Annotated in this window: 13 protein-coding genes; 2 read left to right on the top strand and 11 right to left on the bottom strand. The window is 61.1% G+C overall.

The annotated features are described in order from the left end of the window. Positions 1 to 12 precede the first annotated feature (12 nt). Together fghA and CYR52_RS02650 are read left to right on the top strand one after the other, a co-directional pair. Positions 13 to 852 (top strand): S-formylglutathione hydrolase, encoded by an 840-nt coding sequence (gene fghA / locus CYR52_RS02655; RefSeq protein WP_072925921.1) that lies wholly within the window; start codon positions 13 to 15, stop codon positions 850 to 852. Between the two features lie 167 nt (positions 853 to 1,019). After that, positions 1,020 to 1,919: an SDR family oxidoreductase gene (locus tag CYR52_RS02650; protein ID WP_101827906.1), complete on the top strand. Its 900-nt coding sequence runs from the start codon at positions 1,020 to 1,022 to the stop codon at positions 1,917 to 1,919. Positions 1,920 to 2,014: 95 nt separating this feature from the next. Here the strand turns inward: CYR52_RS02650 and CYR52_RS02645 are convergent, their stop codons facing one another. From CYR52_RS02645 to fucR, 11 genes are all read right to left on the bottom strand, one after another. Then, positions 2,015 to 3,091, bottom strand: coding sequence for an aldo/keto reductase (locus tag CYR52_RS02645; protein ID WP_072925925.1), 1,077 nt, complete (start codon positions 3,089 to 3,091; stop codon positions 2,015 to 2,017). Between the two features lie 118 nt (positions 3,092 to 3,209). Continuing rightward, a complete protein-coding gene (gene narI / locus CYR52_RS02640) occupies positions 3,210 to 3,890 on the bottom strand; it encodes a respiratory nitrate reductase subunit gamma (RefSeq protein WP_165698430.1) in 681 nt (226 codons plus the stop codon). Continuing rightward, on the bottom strand, positions 3,887 to 4,588 hold the full coding sequence (gene narJ, locus CYR52_RS02635) for a nitrate reductase molybdenum cofactor assembly chaperone (RefSeq protein WP_101827905.1): 702 nt from the start codon (positions 4,586 to 4,588) through the stop codon (positions 3,887 to 3,889). The genes narI and narJ overlap by 4 nt, the downstream gene beginning before the upstream one ends. Continuing rightward, the gene (gene narH, locus CYR52_RS02630; protein ID WP_072925929.1) at positions 4,588 to 6,123 is read right to left on the bottom strand and encodes a nitrate reductase subunit beta; all 1,536 of its coding nucleotides are present in this window, start codon (positions 6,121 to 6,123) and stop codon (positions 4,588 to 4,590) included. Before narH ends, narJ begins: the two co-directional genes overlap by 1 nt. Next, positions 6,120 to 9,857, bottom strand: coding sequence for a nitrate reductase subunit alpha (locus tag CYR52_RS02625; RefSeq protein ID WP_101827904.1), 3,738 nt, complete (start codon positions 9,855 to 9,857; stop codon positions 6,120 to 6,122). Before CYR52_RS02625 ends, narH begins: the two co-directional genes overlap by 4 nt. Before the next feature lie 102 nt (positions 9,858 to 9,959). Further along, positions 9,960 to 11,318 carry a NarK family nitrate/nitrite MFS transporter gene (locus CYR52_RS02620; RefSeq protein ID WP_394854007.1) on the bottom strand — a complete coding sequence of 453 codons (1,359 nt, stop codon included), beginning with the start codon at positions 11,316 to 11,318 and terminating at the stop codon, positions 9,960 to 9,962. A gap of 702 nt (positions 11,319 to 12,020) precedes the next feature. Continuing rightward, entirely contained in the window at positions 12,021 to 12,935 is a 915-nt protein-coding gene (gene gsiD / locus CYR52_RS02615; protein ID WP_101827903.1) for a glutathione ABC transporter permease GsiD, read from the bottom strand. 6 nt (positions 12,936 to 12,941) lie between these two features. Continuing rightward, on the bottom strand, positions 12,942 to 13,862 hold the full coding sequence (gene gsiC / locus CYR52_RS02610; protein ID WP_072925937.1) for a glutathione ABC transporter permease GsiC: 921 nt from the start codon (positions 13,860 to 13,862) through the stop codon (positions 12,942 to 12,944). Positions 13,863 to 13,925: 63 nt separating this feature from the next. Next, positions 13,926 to 15,467, bottom strand: coding sequence for a glutathione ABC transporter substrate-binding protein GsiB (gsiB, locus tag CYR52_RS02605; protein WP_072925939.1), 1,542 nt, complete (start codon positions 15,465 to 15,467; stop codon positions 13,926 to 13,928). Positions 15,468 to 15,494: 27 nt separating this feature from the next. Then, entirely contained in the window at positions 15,495 to 17,339 is a 1,845-nt protein-coding gene (gene gsiA / locus CYR52_RS02600; protein ID WP_246538531.1) for a glutathione ABC transporter ATP-binding protein GsiA, read from the bottom strand. A gap of 583 nt (positions 17,340 to 17,922) precedes the next feature. Beyond that, the gene (fucR, locus tag CYR52_RS02595; RefSeq protein WP_101827902.1) at positions 17,923 to 18,654 is read right to left on the bottom strand and encodes an L-fucose operon activator; all 732 of its coding nucleotides are present in this window, start codon (positions 18,652 to 18,654) and stop codon (positions 17,923 to 17,925) included. Positions 18,655 to 18,957: the final 303 nt, after the last annotated feature.

Genomic DNA, 18,957 nt, shown 5'->3' with positions numbered 1-18,957 from the left:
CACCGCGCTGCGATGAGCATTGAACTTCTTGAAGAACACCGGCTGTTTGGCGGCTGGCAACAGCGTTACCGCCACCACAGCAGCAGCCTGAACTGCACCATGACGTTCAGCCTCTACCTCCCGCCGCCGCGGGATGACACACCGCCGCCGGTGCTGTACTGGCTGTCAGGCCTGACCTGCAACGATGAAAACTTCACGCAGAAGGCCGGTGCACAACGCGTGGCGGCAGAGCTGGGGCTGGTGCTGGTGATGCCGGACACCAGCCCGCGCGGTGACGGGGTGGCAGACGATCCGGGCTATGATCTCGGCCAGGGTGCCGGTTTCTACCTCAACGCCACGCAGGCACCGTGGTCAGCGCATTACCGCATGTATGACTACCTCAATGATGAGTTGCCCGCGCTGGTGCGCCAGCAGGTCAGCGTCAGTGACCGGCAGTCAATCTGCGGGCATTCGATGGGCGGCCACGGCGCACTGATGCTGGCCCTGCGCAACCCGCAGCGCTACTGCTCGGTGTCGGCGTTTGCGCCGATCGTCAACCCGAGCCAGGTGCCGTGGGGCCGTAAGGCGTTTACCGCCTACCTCGGCAGTGATGAGAACCAGTGGCTGGCGTATGACAGCTGCCACCTGTTGACCCGTACCCCGGCCACGGCGCTGCCGATGCTGGTGGATCAGGGCGACAGTGACCAGTTCCTGCCGGACCAGTTGCAGCCGGCCAAACTGGCTGAGCTGGCTGAGCAGTTCGGCTGGTCACTGACCCTGCGCACCCAACCGGGTTATGACCACAGCTACTTCTTTATCGCCAGCTTTATTGAGGACCACCTGCGGTTCCACGCGGCGCACCTGTTTGCCTGAGACGTTGTTTTCCCCCCGGTGGCCCGCCTGCGGGCCGCCGTTTCCTACCCCGCTGACTGGCAGACTCAGCATTTTCAACTACACTTTATGGTTCGTACAGATTTTTACGTGCGCAAAGCGTCAGCTTTACGCGCCTCCTGTTGTTTCATGTGAATGGAGAAAAAACAATGTCGAAACCAGACCAATACACCCGTCAGAATCCACTCACCCAGTACAAGCATGACCGTTATCCAAAGCAGACTCAGCCCGCGCCGGGGCTGGCGATGAACATGCAGCCTGCTCCGGATCACGGTGAAGAGAGCTACCGTGGCAGCGAGCGCCTGCAAGGGCGTAAAGCGCTGGTCACCGGCGGTGACTCCGGCATCGGCCGTGCCGCGGCGATTGCCTATGCCCGCGAAGGGGCGGACGTCGCCCTCTCCTACCTGCCTTCAGAACAGCGTGACGCTGAAGAAGTGGCGGAGCTTATCCGTGAGGCCGGGCGCGAAGTGGTGCTGCTGCCGGGCGATATCAGTGACGAAGCGTTCTGCCAGAAACTGGTGGCCGATGCCCATGCCAAACTTGGCGGGCTGGATATCCTGGCGCTGGTGGCCGGTAAGCAGGTGGCGATTCAGAACATCAGTGACCTGACCACCGATCAGTTCCGCAAAACGTTTGAAACCAACGTCTTCTCGCTGTTCTGGATAACCAAAGCAGCGCTGCCGCACCTGCCGGAAGGGAGTTCGATCATCACCACGTCGTCAATCCAGGCTTACCAGCCCAGTGAGTTCCTGCTGGATTACGCCTCGACCAAGAGCGCGATTGTGGCTTACAGCCGCGCGCTGGCAAAACAGGTGGCGAGCAAAGGCATCCGCGTGAACATCGTGGCACCCGGCCCGATCTGGACACCGTTGCAGGTCAGCGGCGGCCAGTTGCAGGAGAACATCCCGGACTTCGGCGCGGCCACCCCGCTGAAACGTGCGGGCCAGCCGGCTGAGCTGGCACCAATTTACGTGTTCCTCGCCTCGCAGGAATCCAGCTATGTCACTGCCGAAGTGTTTGGTGTGACCGGTGGGAACCACACGGCGTAAGCCGGGCGTCCGCAGCGTTCTTTTACAACAGTACCTTAACGATAAAAAAGCCGGGCACATGCCCGGCTTTTGTTGTTGGCTGAGGCGCTGAAACCTCAGCGGTCTTTGCGGTGCTCCACGGTTTCGCGGTATTCGTCCAGGAACGGCTGCTCCGCCGGATCGATGCGGTCCATCCCGGAGGTAAAGCGGTGCCAGTACGGGTAACGCGGTGCCGGGCGGGTCGCCCGCTCAATCTGCTGTAATTCCTCTTCGGACAAGTGCAGGTCGGCTGAGGCCAGGCTGTCGCGCAATTGCGCTTCGTTACGTGCGCCCACAATCAGGCTGCTGATGCCGGGGCGGCTGTTGAGCCAGGCCAGGCAGACGCGCGCCGGGGAGGCATCATGTTTTTCCCCCACCGCCGCCAGCACGTCGATCACATCGTAGGCATGTTCCATATCGTGCACATAGGGTTCCGGCCAGCCGTTACCCTGACGTGAGCTTTCCGGCGTTTTCTGGCCGCGCCGCACGGTGCCGGTCAGCAGCCCTTCGCCCATCGGCCCCCAGATCAGCGTGCCGATGTTCTGATCCAGTGCCAGCGGCAGTAACTCAAACTCCGCTTCGCGTGATTCCGGCGTGTAGTTGATTTGCTGGCTGATGGGCTTATGCACCCCGAGCAGTTCCGCTTTGCCCAGGGTTTTCATCATTTGCCAGCCGGTGTAGTTGGAGGTGCCGAAATAGCGGATTTTGCCGCTCTGCACCAGTGACTCCAGCGCATACAGCGTCTCTTCCACCGGGGTGACGCCGTCCCAGTTGTGGATCTGGTAGAGGTCGATGTGGTCGGTTTTCAGGCGGCGCAGGCTGTTTTCACAGGATTTGATCAGGTGGTAACGCGTAGCCCCGCTGTCGTTCGGGTCATCGCTCATCGGGCTGCGCGCTTTGGTGGCGAGGATGATGCGCTGGCGGTCGCGGCCCAGTGCCTCGCCCACCACGTGTTCTGCGCCGCCTTTTGAGTAAAGGTCAGCGGTATCCACAGTATTCACACCCTGTTCAAAGGCGATGTCCATAAACCGGCGGGCGGTTTTGGCATCCACATTGCCGGTTTTTTCGAAACCGTCGGAGCCGGCAAACGTGAGGGTCCCCAGTGTCAATTCCGAGACAAACAGGCCGGAGTGGCCGAGTTGGCGGTATTTCATTGCTGACTCCTTGTACGTTGGATTAAGAGGAGGAACCTATAGGTATAGCTAAAAATTCCTCACCCTTCATCGAATTAGGAGTCCCCTTAGTTGCCCGCCCGGCCTGCGGCCGCGCTGCTTAGCGTCTGGCCCGCACCACCTGGTAACGGCGCGTCAGGTATTCCACCGGTGCGCTCCAGACGTGCACCAGCCGGGTAAACGGGAACACCAGGAAGATCGTCATGCCCAGAATCAGGTGCACGCGGTAGATCCACTCCACGCCGTCCAGCCACTGTGACGCGTTGCCCTGGAACGTCACGATCGCCTGCGCCCAGCCCACCAGTTTCATCATCCCCAGGCCGTCCAGGTGTTGCAGTGAGAACCAGATGGAGGTCAGCCCCAGCGTCACCTGCACGATCAAAATCCCCAGGATCACGATGTCAGCACGGGTTGAGGTGGCGCGTATCCGCGGATTGAATAAGCGGCGTCTCAACAACAGCAGCCCGCCCACCAGCGTCATCAGGCCAAACACCCCACCGGCCACCATCGCCAGTTTCTGTTTGGTGGCGATGGCGAGAAACGGCTCATAGACCCAGTGCGGCGTCAGCATCCCGAACAGGTGGCCAAATAAGATGCCGATAATGCCGATGTGGAACAGGTTAGAGCCGAGGCGCATGCCCTTTTTATCCAGCATCTGGCTGGAGGCCGCCCGCCAGGTGTACTGGCCGTAGTCATAACGCAGCCAGCTGCCGATTAAAAACACGGTGCCGCAAATATAGGGATAGATGTCAAAAAACAGGATATTGAGGTAATGCATTATTTCGCTCCTCCGGCAGAGAGATCCAGATACTGCGGCAGCACGTTCTGGCCGGCCCGGCGCGCATGTTGCGCCGGGCCGTCGCCGCAGGGGGTGTCCAGGACAGCGTGGCTGCTCATAAATTTCACCTGCTCCTCTTCCCAGACGGCGTCCATCGCCGCCGGGGAGTCGTCGCGTGCTTCACCGGCCACCTGCCCGGCCAGCGCATCACTGCGCAGCGGGCTTTGCGCCGCGGCCAGCAGGGCGTCAAACAGCACGCCAAACCCGCTGTCGCGCGCGTTCAGGCGGCTGCCCAGGAGCGCCAGGATCGGGGCGATATCCTGCAACCCCTGCCGGGCGGCGGCGGCGTCCTGCATACTCAGGTATTCCAGATAGAGCGGCAGATAGTCCGGCAGTTCACGGCAGCTGAGCTGCAACCCCGCCGCCTCATACTGGTTCAGCAGATCCACCATCGCCTGGCCGCGCTCGCGGGATTCGGCATGCACATGCTCAAACAACAGCAGCGAGGTGGCGCGCCCGCGCTCAAACAGGGCGCACCATTCCGCCTGCTTATCCAGCACCGGTGTGGCCAGATAGCGCTGCACAAACGGCAGCAGATCGGGCTGCGCCTGTGCCGTCTCCGCCAGCAGTTCTTCGCGGTGCTGCCACAGGTCAGCGTCCGGGTATTCCAGCAGCAGCGAGATGATTTTCAGCAACGGCATCATTCACCCCCGGCCTGGTCGCCGATGTTGATGGCATCAATGCGGCGGCTGTTGAACAGGTTGAATTTGCTGTCACTGCCGTGGCAGCCGTCGCCAAAGCTGAACCCACAGCCGTTGCGTTCCGGGAAGGCGTCACGCGCCAGCTCACGGTGGCTGCTCGGGATCACAAAGCGGTCTTCATAGTTGGCGATAGCGAGGTAGCGGTACATCTCTTCTACCTGCGCCTCGCTCAGCCCCATCTCATCAATCGCGCGGGTGTCCCTGACGCCCTCCACGCTCTGCGCGCGTTTATAGTGGCGCATCGCCATCATGCGTTTCAGCGCCCGCAATACCGGCGCGGTGTCCCCGGCACTCAGCAGGTTCGCCAGGTATTGCACCGGAATGCGCAACTGCTCCACCGCCGGTAACACGCTTCCCGGTTGCGCCAGGGCGCCCGCTTCCACCACCGATTGAATCGGCGACAGCGGCGGCACATACCAGACCATCGGCAGCGTGCGGTATTCCGGGTGCAGCGGCAGCGCCAGCTTCCAGTCCATCGCCAGTTTCCACACCGGCGAGGCCTGCGCAGCATCGATCACGCTCTGGGCGATGCCCTGTTTCAACGCCTCCGCGATCACCGCCGGATCGTTAGGGTCGAGGAAGATGTCACACTGGCGTTCATACAGGTCGTGCGGGTTTTCGGCACTGGCGGCATCACTGATGCGGTCGGCATCGTAAAGCAGCACGCCGAGGTAGCGGATGCGCCCGACGCAGGTTTCCGAGCAGACGGTGGGCATCCCGGACTCAATGCGCGGGTAACAGAAAATGCACTTCTCCGATTTCCCGCTTTTCCAGTTGAAGTAGATTTTTTTATAGGGGCAGCCGCTGATGCAGAGCCGCCAGCCGCGGCATTTATCCTGATCGATCAGCACAATGCCGTCCTCTTCGCGCTTGTAGATGGCACCGCTCGGGCAGGTCGCCACACAGCTCGGGTTCAGGCAGTGTTCACACAGGCGCGGCAGGTACATCATGAACGTATGTTCAAACTGTCCGTAGATCGCTTTCTGAATGGCGTTGAAATTGGTGTCCGCCGACCGTTTGCCGAATTCACCGCCCAGCAGCTCTTCCCAGTTGGGGCCGCCCTCGATTTTGTCCATCCGCTGGCCGCTGATCAGTGAGCGCGGCCGCGCCGTGGGCTGGCTTTTGCCCTGCTCTGCGGTATGCAGATGCTGGTAGTCATAAGTGAACGGCTCGTAATAGTCGTCGATGCCGGGGATCACCGGGTTGGCGAAGATTTTTGACAGCACCCCGGCGCGGCTGCCGAGGCGCGGCTCAAGTTTCCCGTTGATTTTACGGATCCAGCCGCCGCGCCATTTGCTCTGGTCTTCCCACGCCTGCGGGTAGCCCACGCCCGGCTTGGTTTCCACGTTATTGAACCAGGCGTACTCCATGCCTTCGCGCCCGGTCCAGACGTTTTTGCAGGTGACGGAGCAGGTATGGCAGCCGATGCATTTATCGAGGTTCAGCACCATGCCGACCTGAGAACGGATTTTCATTTTGACGCCTCCTGAACCTGATCGCGGCCCTCATCATCCAGCCAGTTAATGTGTTTCATTTTGCGCACCATGATGAACTCATCGCGGTTGGAGCCCACCGTGCCGTAGTAGTTGAAGCCATACGCCAGCTGGGCGTAACCGCCTATCATATGGGTCGGTTTCGGGCTGACGCGGGTCACGGAGTTATGGATGCCGCCGCGCATCCCGGTGATTTCTGACCCCGGAATGTTCAGCAACCGCTCCTGCGCGTGGTACATCATGGTCATACCGGCCGGGACACGCTGGCTGACCACCGCGCGGGCGGTCAGCGTGCCGTGGGCGTTGAACACCTCGATCCAGTCGTTGTCCTCAATGCCCAGCTCAGCGGCATCCGCCTCACTCATCCACACAATCGGGCCGCCGCGTGACAGCGTCAGCATCAGCAGGTTGTCGCTGTAGGTGGAATGGATGCCCCATTTCTGGTGCGGCGTCAGGAAGTTCAGCGCCTTTTCCGGGAAGCCGTTGGAAGGAATATGCGACAGCGCCTCCAGGCTGCGGGTATCCACCGGCGGGCGATACACCACCAGGCTTTCGCCAAAAGCGCGCATCCACGGGTGATCCTGATAAAGCTGCTGGCGGCCGGTCAGGGTGCGCCACGGGATCAGCTCATGGACGTTGGTGTAGTTGGCGTTATAGGAGACGTGTTCATCTTCCAGGCCTGACCAGGTCGGGCTGGAGATGATTTTGCGCGGCTGCGCCTGAATATCGCGGAAGCGGATTTTCTCCTCTTCTTTGGTGCGCGCCAGGTGGGTATGGTCGCGGCCGGTGATGGTGCTCAACGCCTCCCACGCTTTGACGGCCACCTGCCCGTTGGTTTCCGGGGCGAGGGTCAGGATCACCTCGGCGGCGTCAATGGCGCTGTTGATCTGCGGCTGCCCTTGTGCCGGGCCGCCGGCTTTGGTGTAGTTGAGCCGGCGCAGCAGATCGACCTCGCTGTCGGTGTTCCAGCTGATGCCTTTGCCGCCGTTGCCCAGTTTTTCCAGCAGCGGGCCAACCGAGGTAAAGCGTTCGTAGGTGGCCGGGTAATCCCGCGTGACGGTGACGATATGCGGCGCAGTCTTGCCGGGGATCAGGTCACATTCGCCCTTTTTCCAGTCCTGAATCTCATACGGCTGCGCCAGTTCCGCCGGGGAGTCATGCTGGATCGGTTGCAGCACCACATCCGTCTCCTCGCCGAGATGGCCGGGGCAGAGTTCAGAGAAGGTTTTCGCGATGCCTTTGTAGATCTCCCAGTCGCTTTTCGATTCCCACGCCGGGTCAACCGCCGCCGACAGCGGGTGGATGAACGGATGCATGTCCGATGTGTTCATGTCATCTTTTTCGTACCAGGTGGCAGTCGGCAGCACGATGTCAGAGAACAGGCAGGTGCTGGACATGCGGAAGTCGAGCGTCACCACCAGGTCGAGCTTGCCCTCGATCGCCTGGTTGCGCCATTCCACCTCTTCCGGCATCACGCGCTCATCACTCAGCGCCTCGCCCTGGATGCCGCTGTCGGTCCCCAGCAGGTAACGCAGCATGTACTCGTGGCCTTTGCCCGAGGAGCCCAGCAGGTTGGAGCGCCAGATAAACATATTGCGCGGGTGGTTGTTGCCGTCATCAGGCTGCTCGCTGGCAAAGCGCAGCGCACCGGATTTCAGCGCCTGCACGGTGTACGCCTGCGGCGACAGGCCCGATTTCTGTGCATCGGCGGCAATCTGCAATGGGTTGGTGTTGAGCTGCGGCGAAGAGGGCAACCAGCCCATGCGCTCGGCACGCACGTTGAAATCGATCAGCTGGCCGGAGAAATCCTCCGGTGATGCCAGCGGTGACAGCAGCGAGGCGATGCTGAGTTTCTCGTAACGCCACTGGCTGGAGTGGTTGTAGAAGAACGAGGTGCTGTTCATCTGGCGCGGCGGGCGGTTCCAGTCCAGCGCAAACGCCAGCGGCGTCCAGCCGGTTTGCGGGCGCAGTTTCTCCTGCCCGACATAGTGTGCCCAGCCGCCGCCGCTCTGCCCCACGCAGCCGCAGAAGATCAGCATGTTAATCAGCCCACGGTAGTTCATGTCCATGTGGTACCAGTGGTTCATCCCGGCGCCCACGATGATCATCGACCGGCCGTGGGTTTTGTGGGCGGTATCGGCAAATTCACGCGCAATGTTGATGATGGAAGCGCGCGGCACCCCGCAGATCTGCTCCGCCCAGGCCGGGGAGTAGGCGCGGATGTCATCATAATCCGCCGGGCAGGCGTTATCGTTCAGCCCACGCTCAATGCCGTAGTTGGCGAGCGTCAGGTCATACACCGTGACCACGCGCGCCTCGCGCCCATCCGCCAGCGTCAGGCGTTTCACCGGCAGTCGGTGCAGCAGGATCGGGTCTTGTTTCACATGGCGGAAATGCGCATTTTCGATACCGCCGAAATATGGGAAGCCGACGTCCGCCACCTCGTCATGCGCGTCCAGCAGGCTGAGGCTGAGCGTTTGCGGCGTACCTGCGGCCACCGGCTCCAGGTTCCATTTGCCCTTCTCGCCCCAGCGGAAACCGATGGCCCCGTTCGGCACCACCAGTTCACCGGCGTCGTTCAGCGCCACGGTTTTCCAGTCCGGGTTATTGGCTTCGCCCAGGTTGTCCACCAGGTCGGCCGCGCGCAGCATCCGGCCGGGCGCGAAGGTGCCGTCATCACGCGGCTCCAGCAGCACCAGCATCGGCATGTCGGTATAACGGCGGGCGTAGTTCAGGAAATAGTCGCTGGGGCGCGCCAGGTGGAACTCTTTCAGGATCACATGCCCCATCGCCAGCGCCAGTGCGCTGTCAGTGCCCTGTTTCGGGGCCAGCCACTGGTCGCTTAATTTGGCGACTTCGGAATAGTCGGGCGTGATCGCCACGGTTTTGGTGCCTTTGTAGCGCACTTCGGTGAAGAAGTGGGCGTCCGGCGTGCGGGTCTGCGGCACGTTCGACCCCCAGGCGATGATATACCCGGCGTTGTACCAGTCTGCAGATTCCGGCACGTCAGTCTGCTCGCCCCAGGTCATCGGCGAGGCAGGCGGCAAATCACAGTACCAGTCGTAGAAACTGAGGCAGGTGCCGCCAATCAGGGAGAGGTAACGGGTACCGGCCGCGTATGACACCATCGACATCGCCGGGATCGGCGAGAAGCCGGCAATGCGGTCCGGCCCGCAGTGTTTGACTGTCCAGATGTTGGCGGCGGCGATAAGCGCATTCAGTTCCTGCCAGGTGGAGCGCACAAAGCCGCCGTGGCCGCGCGCCTGTTTATAGCTCTGCGCTTTTTCAGGATCAGTGACGATGGCGTCCCAGGCATCAACCGGGTCAGGATGCTGGGCCAGCGCCTCGCGCCAGAGTTCAATCAGCCGTTTGCGTACCAGCGGGTATTTCAGGCGGTTAGCACTGTAAAGGTACCAGGAGTAGCTGGCCCCGCGCGGGCAGCCGCGCGGTTCGTGGTTCGGCAAATCCGGGCGGGTGCGCGGGTAGTCAGTCTGCTGGGTTTCCCAGGTTACCAGCCCGTTTTTCACGTAGATCTTCCAGCTACAGGCCCCGGTGCAGTTTACGCCGTGGGTGGAACGCACCACTTTGTCGTATTGCCAGCGCTGGCGGTAACTGTCTTCCCAGTCGCGGTTGGTGTGATAGGTCTGACCATGCCCGGCGGCGAAACTGTCACCCTTTTGTTTAAAATAACGAAAACGATCCAACAACTTGCTCATGATTGTTCTCCTGCCGGGGTCAGATGCCCTGACGTTTTTTTAATCATTGCTCTATGCCCTGGGGGCGGGGTAAAGGCCGGAACCACCGCGTTCCGGCAAGCGTTATGCCGACGGCGTCGTGCGGTGGCGGCCATACACCAGCCAGGTCACCAGGAAACAGACCGCGTAGAAAATCAGGAAGATTTTCATCGCCCCGACCGGCGAGCCGGTGAGGCTCAGCGAGGTGCCGAAGGCTTTCGGGATAAAGAAGCCGCCAATGGCGCCGATGGCGGAGATAAAGCCCAGCGCGGCAGCGGTGTCGGTCACGGCGACATGTTGCGCCTGTTCCTGGGTGCCGCCTTTTTTCAGCACCGCCGTCATCGCCAGCTGGCGGAAAATCACGGCGATCATCTGGAAGGTCGAGCCGCTGCCCAGCCCGGCGGTCAGGAACAGCCCCATGAAAATCAGATAGAAGGCGGCAAAGCTGCCGCTGCTGTGGCTGTCCGGCAGCGTGAAGAACAGCGCCAGGGTGAACAGGGTCATCAGCAGGTAGTTGATGATGGTGACGCGGATGCCGCCAAATTTGTCAGAGAGGATGCCCCCGCCCGAGCGGGCGAGCGCGCCCAGCAGCGGCCCGAAGAAGGCCAGCCTGATGATGTCGATGTCGGGGAACTGCGTTTTCGCCAGCATGGCGAACCCGGCGGAAAAGCCGATAAAGGAGCCGAAGGTCGCCAGGTAGAGCATCCCGAGCAGCCAGAGATGGCCGCTTTTCAGCACCGGCAGTTGCTGCCGGAACGAGGCTTTCAGGCCGGCGAGATCGTTCATGCCGAACCAGGCTGCCAGCGTGGTGACCACCAGCAGCGGCACCCAGACCCACGCGGCGTTCGCCAGCCACAACGTGCCGCCGGCGGGCTGTGCCACGCCCTGCACGCCGATAAAGGTAAAGAGCGGCAGCGCCACAATAAACGGCGAGAGCAGTTGCATCACGCTGACGCCCATATTGCCCAGCCCGCCGTTAATCCCCAGCGCGCTGCCCTGCTGTTTTTTCGGGTAGAACAGGCTGATGTTGCCCATGCTGGAAGCAAAGTTTGCCCCGGCGAAACCGCACAGCAGCGCGATGATCACAAACACCCAGAACGGCGTCTGCGGGTTCTGGATGGCATAGCCCAGCCACACACAAGGTACGATCATGATGGCGGTGCTGATAACCGTCCATAAGCGCCCGCCGAGGATCGGCACGGCAAAGGAGTAAGGCACCCGCAGCAGCGCACCGGAAAGCGACGGCAGCGCCGTGAGCCAGAACAGCTGGTCGGTGGTGAAGGCAAAGCCCACACGGTTAAGGTAGACCGCCACCGTGCTGAACAGCATCCAGACGCAAAACGCCAGCAGCAGCGCCGCCACCGAGATGACCAGGTTACGGCGTGCAATGAATTTACCGGTGTTCTCCCAGAAGACGGGGTTTTCAGGTTCCCAGCCGGAAATAAGGTGGCCGGTATCCGGCTTATTTTCCGGGTTTGGAGTTCGTTTGGTTTTTTGGTTATTGCCTATGACTTGGTTGTTTTCCACGACATGCGCCCCTTTAAAATCAATCCGCCTGACCAGGCATCAGGCGGTAATTTTATTGAGGCGCAGAATACGGTTACTGAGAAATATCAAAGAAACGCCGATTAAGCGCCGGTGGCTAATAAAAATTCGCGCTGTCGCGCATTATTACGGCGGGCCGGGCAGGTAGAAGCAAAGTGAAAAACACCTATTTCCTGACAGGAACGCACACCAGGAAAAATAGGTTATTTATTGATTATTAATGGCTTATTCAGGTAGTCAGAACGTTCTTAGCCCGCATAAATAGTGAACGCTTACACGCCTCTACCTCATCCGGAGTAGCAGGCACCGCGTACGTGGCTTATTTTCAGGCCAGCTGACTTTCGAAGCCAAATAATGGCAACGGCAAACAGGCGAATAAACTAACCCTAAAGGGTTACTATTTTCTGCCGTGAGAAATAATATTACCCCGAAAGGGGTAATTCACCGCCACCTGCCCCGAATATCTCTACAGGCGAGCGGCAGAGAATAGCGCGCTTATTTTGCGATACGCATTCCACCTTTACCTGAAATAGCCTGAACACCGGCGGCGTTCAGGATAAAAGGCAAAAAAAGCGGCAGCATAAAAGGTGGGTAGGAGGCTCAGGTTTTCAGTTTTGGGTCCAGGGCATCCCGCAGCCCGTCACCCAGCAGGTTGAACGCCAGCACCGTGAGGAAAATCGCCAGGCTCGGGAAAATCGCCACATGCGGTGCCATCACCATATCCGCCCGCGCCTCGTTGAGCATCGCGCCCCATTCCGGCGTCGGCGGTTGCGCGCCCAGCCCAAGGAAAGAGAGGCTGGCGGCGGTGATTATCGAGGTGCCGATGCGCATGGTGAAGTAGACCACAATCGAGGAGAGCGTGCCCGGCAGCACATGGCGCAGCAGGATGGTGGCATCAGACGCGCCGATGCTGCGCGCGGACTCAATAAACGTCTGGTGTTTCAGCACCAGCGTATTGCCGCGCACCAGCCGGGCAAACGCCGGGATGCTGAAAATCGCCACCGCCACAATCACGTTGGCCATGCCGCTGCCCATGATCGCCACCACGCCTATCGCCAGCAGAATGCCGGGAAAGGCAAACAGCACATCACAGATGCGCATGGTGATGCGGTCCCACCAGCCTTCGTAGTAGCCGGCCAGCAGGCCGAAAAACGTGCCGATGGCCGCACCGATTACCACTGAGCCCACCCCGGCCGCCAGCGAAATACGCGTGCCCATCAGGATGCGGCTGAAAATATCCCGCCCGAGGGAGTCCACGCCCAGCCAGTGCATTGCGGACGGCCCCTCGTTCAGGCGGTCATAGTCGAAGTAATTTTCGGCGTCATACGGCACCAGCCAGGGTGCCAGCAGCGCCACGGCAATCAGCAGCAGCACAAACACCCCCGCCACCAGCGCCACCGGCTGATGGGTGAAGCGTTGCCAGAAGGCGCGCCACGGCGTGCGCGTTGCGCCCAGCCCCGCCACCCGGATTACCGGCATCCCCGCCAGTGTGGCATCACGTCTCCAGAATTTCATGCGGCCTCACTTATAGCGGATGGTAGGGTTGATGGCGGCGTACAGGATATCCACCACCAGGTTAATCAGGATGAACTCCAGCGAAAACAGCAGCACTTCGGCCTGGATCACCGGGTAGTCGCGCATCTCCACCGAATCCACCAGCAGCCGCCCCAGCCCCGGCCAGTTAAAGACTTTCTCCACCACAATCGAGCCGCCGAGCAGAAACCCGAATTGCAGGCCCATCATCGTCACCACCGGGATCATCGCGTTGCGCAGGCCATGCTTAACCACCACCACGCTTTCGCGCACCCCTTTGGCGCGCGCGGTGCGCATGTAATCCTCCTGCATCACCTCCACAAAGGAGGCGCGGGTGAAGCGGGCCATCACCGCCGCCACCGCCGCGCCCAGGGTGATGGAGGGCAGAATGTAGTGCTGCCAGCTGTCAGCACCGACGGTGGGCAACCAGCCGAGGTTCACGGAGAAGACCTGCATCAGCAGCATCCCCAGTGCGAAGGCCGGGAAGGAAATCCCGGAGACGGCCAGCGTCATGCCGAGGCGATCCGGCCAGCGGTTGCGCCAGACGGCAGACACCACGCCAATCACCATACCGAACAGCACCGCCCAGGCCATGCTGGCGAGGGTCAGCCACAGCGTCGGCATAAAGCGCTGGGCGATCTCCTCCGCCACCGGCCGTTTTGACACCATTGACGTGCCGAAATTGCCCTGCACCACATTGGTAAAGAAGTGGAAGAACTGCACCGGCAGCGGTTTATCGAGGCCGAGATCCTGGCGCACCAGCGCCACCACGCTCTCATCCGCATCCTGCCCGGCGACCAGCCGCGCCGGGTCGCCCGGCAGCAGATGGACAAACAAAAACACCAGCACCGCCACAATCAGCAGTGTCGGGATTAACCCTAAAACACGTTTCAGAAAATAGTTCAGCATCGGTCCAAAAGCCCCTGGCTGCCGGTGACCGGCGGGCACCCGTGATGGCTGCCCGCCGCCGCCTTATTTGATGTCGGCGTCATCAAAGCTGAACAGGGTATCCGGCATCATATAGAACCCTGTCAGGCGTTTGTTATGCGCGGAGACCAGGCGTTCCGTGGCCAGGAAAGCCCACGGCGCGTCAGCCCAGATCTTATCCTGCGCATCTTTATAGAGCTTGGCTTTCGCCGCGCGATCGGTGGTGGCCAGCGCGTCGCTTAAATCTTTATCCACCTGCGGGTTGCTGTAGAACGCTGTGTTGAACTGTTTCGGCGGCGCAGACTGGCTGGCAAACAGCGGCGTCAGCGCCCAGTCGGCTTCCCCGGTAGAGGCGGACCAGCCGGTGTAGAACATGCGTACCCCGGCCTCTTTCTGGCCGACCGCTTCTACCTGTGCGGCACGCTGGCCGGCATCCATTGCCGTCACCGTGGCCTTGATCCCGACCTGCGCCAGTTGTTGCTGGGTAAACTGCAACACTTTCTGCGCGGTGCTGTGGTTATGCGACGACCAGAGCGTGGTGGTAAAGCCGTTCGGGTACCCCGCCTCTTTCAGCAATTCACGCGCTTTGGCCGGGTCATACGGCCACGGCTTGTACTGCGCGGCGTAATCGATGCCCGGCGGCACCGGCCCTTCAGCCGGCACGGCATAGCCGGAGAAGGCCACTTTGATCAGGGCCTCTTTATTGATGGCGTAGTTGATCGCCTGGCGCACTTTCAGGTTGTCGAACGGTTTCTGCGTGACGTTAAAGCTGATGTAACGCTGCAGGATCGACGGCGTGGTGACCAGATCCAGTTTCGCGTTTTTCTTCAGGATGGCGGCCTGCTCGTAAGGGATCGGGTAGGCGAAATCCGCCTCGCCGGTCTGGAGCATCGCCGCGCGGGTGTTGTTGTCCACCACCGGGCGCCAGGTGATGCTGTCGAGTTTCGGCAGGCCCGGCTTCCAGTAACCGTCAAATTTCTTCACTTTGACGTAGTCGGTCTGGTTCCAGGCGACAAACTGGTACGGCCCGGTGCCGACCGGGTGGAAGCCGATCTCTTTGCCATATTTCGCCAGTGCCGCCGGGGAGATCATCACCGCCGACGGGTGCGCCAGGTTATTGATAAAGGCCGAGAACGGCGCTTTCAGGGTGATTTTCACCGTCGCCGGGTCCACCACCTCGGTCGAGGCGATCATCTTGAACAGGTTGTAGCGCTTGAGGCGGCTGTCCGGGTTGCTGGCGCGGTCGAGGTTGACCTTCACCGCCTCCGCATTGAAGTCGGTGCCGTCCTGGAATTTCACCCCAGGGTGCAGCTTGATGGTATAGGCCAGGCCGTCACTGCTGACCTGGTAGCTGTCCGCCAGCACGTTGACCAGTTTCATGTCCTTATCGAAGCCGAACAGCCCCTGATAGAAGGATTTTGCCACCGCCTGCGACAGCGAATCGTTGGCGTCATACGGGTCAAGCGAGGTGAAATTCGACCCGACGGCGATGGTGGCGTCTTTCGCGGCCCAGGCGGGCGCGGCGGCCAGCATGGCCAGGACGGCACCGGCCACCAGGGCGCGGCGGGGCAGAGTCTGCTGAGTCATTTTATATTCTCCTGGGGTTATTCCCTGTCAGTAAGCACCTGCAATCGGATGCCGGGCCACGAAATGCCCGTCCCCTACCTGCACCAGCGGCGCAACGATAGGCTCGTCACCTGCTGCCCGGATCGGGCTTGGGATCTCATCCACCAAAAGGGCCTGCTCCGGCCGGCGGTGCGCCGGGTCGGCCACGGGTACGGCTGCCATCAATTTGCGTGTATAGGGGTGTTGCGGGTTTTCAAATACGGCGCGGCGCGGGCCGATCTCCACAATCTGGCCCAGGAACATCACCGCCACCCGGTGGCTGATGCGCTCGACGACCGCCATGTCATGCGAGATAAACAGGAACGCGATGCCGAACTCGCGCTGGAGATCCATCAGCAGGTTCACAATCTGCGCCTGTACCGACACATCCAGCGCCGAGACGGATTCGTCGGCAATCACCACTTTCGGGTTCAGCGCCAGCGCGCGCGCAATGCAGATGCGCTGGCGCTGGCCGCCGGAGAACTCATGCGGGTAACGGGCGGCATGCTCCGGTTGCAGCCCGACCCGCTCCAGCAGCCAGGCGACGCGCGCTTCAGCCTCTTTGCCGCGCGCCACACCGTGCACCAGCAGCGGCTCCATGATCGCGTAACCCACCGTGAGGCGCGGGTCGAGCGAGGCGTAAGGGTCCTGGAAGATAAACTGGATGTCGCGCCGCAGGTGTTGCAGCGCCGCGCCGGAAAGATGGGTGATCGACTGGCCGTTAAAGGTGAGGCTGCCGCCCTGGCTCTCCACCAGCCGCAGCAGCGACCGCCCGGTGGTGGATTTGCCGCAGCCGGACTCCCCAACCAGCGCCAGCGTCTCGCCGGGGTAGAGATCAAAGCTGACCTTTTCTACCGCATGCACCTGGCGGGTGACGCGGTTGAACACCCCGCTGCGGAGGTCAAAACGCGTCACCAGATCGCGCACCTGCAGCACCGGCGCGGCGCCGGGCGGGACGGTGTCCTGCGGCGGGAATGCCTCCCGGCCCTGCTCCCCGGCGTGGATCAGGTCAAACCGTGCCGGGAAAGGTTTCCCGCGCATCGCGCCCAGTTTCGGCACCGCCGCCAGCAAGGCGCGGGTGTAGGGGTGTTCAGGGGCGGCAAACACCTGTTTCACGTCGCCGGTTTCCACGCTTTCGCCGCGGTACATCACCAGCACCCGGTCAGCCACTTCGGCCACCACGCCCATGTCATGGGTGATAAAGATCACCCCCATGTGCATCTCTTGTTGCAGCACGCGGATCAGTTGCAGGATTTGCGCCTGGATGGTGACATCCAGCGCGGTGGTGGGTTCGTCGGCAATCAGCAGCGCTGGTTTGCAGGAGAGTGCCATCGCAATCATCACCCGCTGGCGCATCCCGCCGGAGAGCTGGTGCGGGTAGCGGTCCAGGATATTGCGCGCTTCCGGGATGCGCACCAGATCAAGCATCCGCAACGCCTCCTGCCGCGCGCTGCGGCGGTCCATGCCCTGATGCAGGCGGATGGACTCGGCGATCTGCTCGCCGACCGGGAACACCGGGTTGAGGGAGGTCATCGGCTCCTGGAAGATCATCGCCATATCGGCACCGCGCAGGGTGCGCAGGGTGGATTGCGTCGCCCGCGCCAGGTCAAGCACGGCGCCGCGCCGGCGGCGGAACAGCATCTGCCCCTGTTCAATCACGCCGCCGCCCTGCTCCACCAGCCGCATCAGCGCCAGCGAGGTCACGGATTTGCCGGAACCGGACTCCCCGACAATCGCCAGGGTTTCGCCGCGCCGCACCTCAAAGCTGAGCTGCTTTACCGCCTGGATGTGCTGTTTTTGCGAAGTGAACCCGACGCTGAGATTGCTGACGGCCAGCACCTGGTCGTCCGGCAAGAGGCCGGCCGCCGCCGCAGGCGAGACAGAAAAGGAAAGCGCACGCACCGGCCCGGCCCCGCTCAATGCGCGCGCCCGGTTGGGCGGCGCGGCGCGGTCAGCCGGTTCGCGGGAAAGGCGGTAACGGCCACGGCAAGGCCGGACGCTGCTTGCGCACCGCCGTGAACGGTCATCTCTGGTTTACTCATGATGGCACTGCACCCTGTTGGTCAACTGTCCGTAAAAACGCGCGCATCCCGGCGCGTTCTGGCGTCACTGTTTTTCTGGCTTATGTCACGAAGTATTGAGCAGATGAATAAGCCAACGTTTTTTAGTGTGGCACTGAATGGCCGGACGCGCTTTTTTTTGACTATATTTAGCCGCACGGCGTAAGTAAAGCGGAAACTGCGTCCGGCTTAGACGGTAATTTACTTAGCATATTCAAAGTAATATCAGTAAGCGGTGCAGAGGCAGGCGAAAAAAGGCGGGGGCCGCGGCGGCCGGGCGGGCCCGGTTTACCGTACCGCCGCGCGGGAATAACATCAGGGTAAAATAATCACCAAACGCAAATAAGCAGGCCGGTGAAACACTGTTGTGGGGCGCGTCAGACGCACCCGGCGGCTTGCGGCAGGTTCAGTTCGCGGTTGCTGATGATGATATCGACCTCCTGTAACAGGCAGATTCGCGCCACGCCTTGCCGCCACAGCTTGCTTTTGTCCATCAGCAACAGGGACTGGGCTGCGCGCTTCACCAGGATTGCTTTGTATTCGGCGTTATGGTCGTTGGAGTCCCACAGCAGCCCCTGTTTATCCAGGCCTTCGCAGGAAAACATAAACAGATCGATATCATAATGTTTGATCAGCGCGAAGAAGGCCGGGTTACGGTAGACCTCTTCTTTGCGCAGCAGCTCCCCGCCGGTACAGATCACGCGGATGTGCTGCCGCCGTTCCAGTTCCCGCACGATACGCGCGCTGTTGGTCAGCACGGTGAGCGGCACGTCCGGCAGTTTACGCGCCAGATACCAGCAGGTGGAGCTGGCATCCAGCGCCAGCAGCATCCCCGGTTCGATATAGGCCAGCGCCTGGCGGGTGATGTCATCTTTATCGCTGAAATGGCTTTTTGCCCGGTGGATAAAGGGTTCACCGATGTCATCCTGCTGGATAATCCGTTTGGCTTTGCCGTGACGCCGCATGATAAGCCCCTGCTCCTGCAACTCGCTCAGGTCACGGCGGATCGTCTCCCGGCAGACATTTAATTGCAGGGACAACTGGTTCACGCTCACCACATCCTGCTCGGCAACAAGTTTCAGCAACGCTTCATGGCGGCTATTTTTCATTCTCCGGTCACGCTCCCTCTGCGCATCAACGGTGCCAGCATACCGTGCGGGGGATGACACTTTTGGGATCGGCCGCTATTTATTGCAAACGGTATCACGGTTTTTTGTTTTTAAATTTTTCAGGGGTGGGGCATCACATTGGCATGTGGGGGCGCTTTCTTAGATCGGCGCCGGTAGGGTGGCATGTTTCGGGTGTTCATGCGTGGTGGGTTAGTTTCTTGATCGAGGTTTGTTGCGTTGGCATACGCCCGCTGTCTTTCTGCAGCTCCGCTGCCGTCATTGGTCGTAAAGTGGCATGTTTCG

This window comes from Chimaeribacter arupi (assembly GCF_002858805.1).
In the GTDB taxonomy this organism is placed as follows: Bacteria; Pseudomonadota; Gammaproteobacteria; order Enterobacterales; family Enterobacteriaceae; genus Chimaeribacter; species Chimaeribacter arupi.
Note: the sequence above shows the minus strand (reverse complement) of the source record. Positions and strands in the feature narration are given on the sequence as shown.

What these genes read in the sequence shown, in the direction of transcription:
- CYR52_RS02645 (WP_072925925.1), bottom strand. Translation starts at nt 3,091, where the DNA reads ATGAAATACCGCCAACTCGGCCACTCCGGCCTGTTTGTCTCGGAATTG.
- CYR52_RS02650 (WP_101827906.1), top strand. Translation starts at nt 1,020, where the DNA reads ATGTCGAAACCAGACCAATACACCCGTCAGAATCCACTCACCCAGTAC.
- gsiC (WP_072925937.1), bottom strand. Translation starts at nt 13,862, where the DNA reads ATGCTGAACTATTTTCTGAAACGTGTTTTAGGGTTAATCCCGACACTG.
- narJ (WP_101827905.1), bottom strand. Translation starts at nt 4,588, where the DNA reads ATGCCGTTGCTGAAAATCATCTCGCTGCTGCTGGAATACCCGGACGCT.
- fucR (WP_101827902.1), bottom strand. Translation starts at nt 18,654, where the DNA reads ATGAAAAATAGCCGCCATGAAGCGTTGCTGAAACTTGTTGCCGAGCAG.
- gsiD (WP_101827903.1), bottom strand. Translation starts at nt 12,935, where the DNA reads ATGAAATTCTGGAGACGTGATGCCACACTGGCGGGGATGCCGGTAATC.
- narH (WP_072925929.1), bottom strand. Translation starts at nt 6,123, where the DNA reads ATGAAAATCCGTTCTCAGGTCGGCATGGTGCTGAACCTCGATAAATGC.
- gsiB (WP_072925939.1), bottom strand. Translation starts at nt 15,467, where the DNA reads ATGACTCAGCAGACTCTGCCCCGCCGCGCCCTGGTGGCCGGTGCCGTC.
- fghA (WP_072925921.1), top strand. Translation starts at nt 13, where the DNA reads ATGAGCATTGAACTTCTTGAAGAACACCGGCTGTTTGGCGGCTGGCAA.
- CYR52_RS02625 (WP_101827904.1), bottom strand. Translation starts at nt 9,857, where the DNA reads ATGAGCAAGTTGTTGGATCGTTTTCGTTATTTTAAACAAAAGGGTGAC.